6 protein-coding genes are annotated in these 3,339 nt (G+C 66.2%); all 6 read left to right on the top strand.

The window, feature by feature from the left end:
- A partial coding sequence (locus JWQ05_RS20270; protein WP_299662564.1) for a hypothetical protein occupies nt 1-407 on the top strand: 407 nt, incomplete at its 5' end.
- A 98-nt stretch (nt 408-505) separates the two neighbouring features.
- Nucleotides 506-859 carry a hypothetical protein gene (locus JWQ05_RS20265; RefSeq protein ID WP_299662561.1) on the top strand — a complete coding sequence of 118 codons (354 nt, stop codon included), beginning with the start codon at nt 506-508 and terminating at the stop codon, nt 857-859.
- A 24-nt stretch (nt 860-883) separates the two neighbouring features.
- The gene (locus tag JWQ05_RS20260; RefSeq protein ID WP_299662558.1) at nt 884-1,243 is read left to right on the top strand and encodes a hypothetical protein; all 360 of its coding nucleotides are present in this window, start codon (nt 884-886) and stop codon (nt 1,241-1,243) included.
- A gap of 125 nt (nt 1,244-1,368) precedes the next feature.
- Nucleotides 1,369-2,109: an allophanate hydrolase subunit 1 gene (locus tag JWQ05_RS20255; RefSeq protein WP_299662555.1), complete on the top strand. Its 741-nt coding sequence runs from the start codon at nt 1,369-1,371 to the stop codon at nt 2,107-2,109.
- Entirely contained in the window at nt 2,109-3,122 is a 1,014-nt protein-coding gene (locus tag JWQ05_RS20250; RefSeq protein WP_299662552.1) for a biotin-dependent carboxyltransferase family protein, read from the top strand. Before JWQ05_RS20255 ends, JWQ05_RS20250 begins: the two co-directional genes overlap by 1 nt.
- Before the next feature lie 51 nt (nt 3,123-3,173).
- Nucleotides 3,174-3,339: LamB/YcsF family protein (locus tag JWQ05_RS20245; RefSeq protein ID WP_299662567.1), on the top strand; the 166-nt coding region annotated here is incomplete at its 3' end.

Genomic DNA, 3,339 nt, shown 5'->3' with positions numbered 1-3,339 from the left:
GGTCGTTGCCGGGTGTCGCGCTGTTGCTCATGAGGCGGTCTTTCTCGCGTGGACTGTCCCTCCTTAACGCGCAGCGTCTCCCTCCGGTGGCACGGCGGCGGCCCGCGATGTTCGCACATGGAAAAATTTGGCTGCGCCTTCGCGTGCCATCCCGCGTCGCTCCGCACCAGCAGGCTCCGATGTTCAGCGGAGGCGTCGACTCTCGGGCGCTCCAAAAACCTGATCCGATTGCGGCGTTTGCCTTCGGAAAGGTCGTCGTGTGTGAAACAGCGATGACCGGCGGATACACCGGCCGCGGCGGTTCTCAAGCAGAAATGACGCAGCACCGAAGCAAAAACTTCGGATTTTCTATCGTTTATAATATATTTCAAACTTTTCTGTCAAAGTATACATATTATAATTATTAATTATCAGATTTTGTCAGAATTGAATTCGACCTTCAGTCAGCCTAGATCCGGCTTCACTGATGATTCGCATGATGCCATCCTGTTACGAACACAGCGCGATGGGACAGACGGGCAACTGGAAAAGACGGATAGGCAACTTCGCGGCCTTGTCGCGATCGCCCCGGCCCACTAGACCATCAGCACTCAGTGGATGGCACGAGCTGGTTAACGGTGTATTTCGCCCGATGTATGAGTTTCGACTGCAAATTCGCTCGACGCATACGATGATCTGGCAGGCACCGGAGGCGCTGGAGACGACCCTCTTGGACGAAGCCATGCAGATCGCCGACCGACTGGCCAGTGCCTGCCGCCGAACGGCTGCGTCGAGTTGCAATGCAACGCGCAATTGGGTTGTCGAGATCTTCGACGAGGCCAACGGGATCTTCTATCAATCCCCAATCTTGAGCCGCTGAGCCGCTTGCTCAGATCACACGCGCATGCAACGCCTCGATGGAATGCATCGGAAAGCGTCATGTCGGCGTTGTCCGACGGCCTCAGGATTTCCCCACGAAAGCATCGTCGTCACCATGTCCAATATCCGCTTCGCACTTCTCGCTCTCGGCGCAGCCCTGGTGCCGATGGCCGCTACCGCCGAGCCCACCCCGATCCGCGAACTCCTGAAATTGTCCTGCACCGGCGATTATCTCGAGCATTGCAGCATGCACGCGCCGGGCGGCCCGGAAGTCGAGGCCTGTTTCCGGCAGAACCTCCGCAAGCTTTCGCCGGCATGCGCCCAGGCGATCAACACCTACCATCGCCAGAAGAAGGCAACGCGTCAGGCCACCGGCGCTCGCTGAGCCCATCGCCGAACCGGCCTCTGGAGCGTCGCGTGGCGCGTCGCGGCGCATGTGCCGTGACCCAGTAGTGCCAGGCCGGCACCCGTCGGATATGACCGGCGGGCACGGGCTAGGGTCTTACCGCAATGCAGACGGACCACGGATTACACACCGACGGCGTCCGGTTCCGCGATGCCGGTGAGACCGCGCTCGTGGTCGAGTTCGGATGCAGCGTCGACCCGGTACTGAACGCGCGGGTGCTTGCCCTCGATCAAGCCTTGTCGGAGAGGGCGATTCCCGGCCTGCGCGAGACCGTGCCCACCTACCGCTCGCTGATGATCCACTATGATCCGCTCGTGCTCGACCGCGCGGATCTCTGCCGGATCGTCTCGGAGTGCATCGCCACGGCGCCGGCCTCTGCGCGCAGCGGGCATTTGTGGACGCTACCCTGCTGCTACGACCCGGCCTGTGCCGAGGATCTCGACGCGGTGGCGGCGTGGGCCGGCCTGTCCGCCTCGCGGGTCGCCGAACGGCACGGCGCTGCCGCGTACCGGGTCTACATGTACGGCTTCGCGCCGGGCTTCGCCTATCTCGGCGGCCTGCCCGACGATCTCGCGATCGCGCGCCGGCAGACCCCGCGCCCGCCCCATCCGGCCAACGCCATCCTGATCGGCGGGGGCTTGGCGGCCGTGGCGACCTTTCCGATGCCCACGGGCTGGTTCGTGATCGGACGCACGCCCGAACGCCTCTATTCGGAGACGCGGTCGCAGACCTTCCTCATCGAGCCGGGCGACAGCCTGCGGTTCGAGGCGATCGATGCGGCGACCTTCGCGGCGCTCGACGCCCGGGCCGTTGAGGGTGAGCCCGTCGCGCGGCGTTCCAGCTGATGCCGGCGCGAACCACGCTTCGCATCCTCTCGGCTGGTGCCGGCGTCACGCTTCAGGATGGCGGGCGCCACGGTTTCCTGCGCTACGGCATCACGCCGGCCGGCCCGATGGATCCGCTTGCGCATGCCAGCGCCAACCGGGCCCTCGAAAACAGGCTCGATGCCACCGCCGTCGAGGTTTCGCTAGGCGGCGTCTCGCTGACGAGCGAGGGCAAGCCCGTCGACATCGCCCTGGCCGGTGGCGCCCTCCGGGTCGATCTCGACGGGCGCCCCCTCCTCTGCGCAGCGGCGCTGACCCTGAGGCCGGGCGCGTGCCTGACCGTTCGAGCGGGCGAGACCGGAGCCTGGGCCACCCTGGCGGTGGCGGGCCGGATCGCCGCGCCGCCGGTCCTCGGCTCCACTGCGACCCACACCCGCTCCGGCCTCGGGGGGCTCGACGGGCGGGCGCTGTGCGCGGGTGATGCCCTGCCGGTCGACGAGCCGCGCGCCGCGATCGGTGATCCGGTGCGGCTTCGCATGCCCTGGATGCACAGGCCGCCGCAGACGATCCGGGTCATCCTCGGGCCGCAGGAGGATTACTTCGAGGCCTGCGTGATCGCCAACTTCCTCGCCGGCCCCTGGCGGGTGGGCGCGCGGGGCGACCGCATGGCCTGTTTCCTCGAAGGTCCGGTCCTGCGGGCCCGCCACCACGACATCGTCTCGGACGGGGTCGCCATGGGGGCGATCCAGGTTCCGGGCGCCGGCCAGCCCCTGGTACTGATGGCGGACCGGCAGCCCACCGGCGGCTACCCGAAGATCGCCACGGTGATCGGCGCCGATCTCGGACGCCTCGCCCAAGCCCAGCCAGGAACGATCCTGCGTTTTTCCGCCGTCGGGATCGCGGAGGCGGTGGCCGCCCGGCGGGCGGAGGCGATAGCCCTGGCTTCGGAGATCGCGCGCGAGCCCATCGTGCGCACGCAATTCAGCTCAGAATTCCTGCTCGGCACCAACCTGATCGATGGCGTCTTCGGATAGGATCACGCGCGAAGACCGGATGTTTCCGACCAACGACCGGATGGGTGCGTGATGCCGACCATCGACCTGAACGCCGATCTCGGGGAGGGCTACGGCACCTATCGCTGCGGCGACGACGCGGCCATGCTCGACATCGTCACCTCCGCCAACGTCGCCTGCGGGTTTCATGCCGGCGATCCCGAGATCATGGCCGAGACCTTCAAGCTGGCGCGCGCGC

The organism is Methylobacterium sp. (genome assembly GCF_028290105.1).
GTDB lineage: Bacteria > Pseudomonadota > Alphaproteobacteria > Rhizobiales > Beijerinckiaceae > Methylobacterium.
Note: the sequence above shows the minus strand (reverse complement) of the source record. Positions and strands in the feature narration are given on the sequence as shown.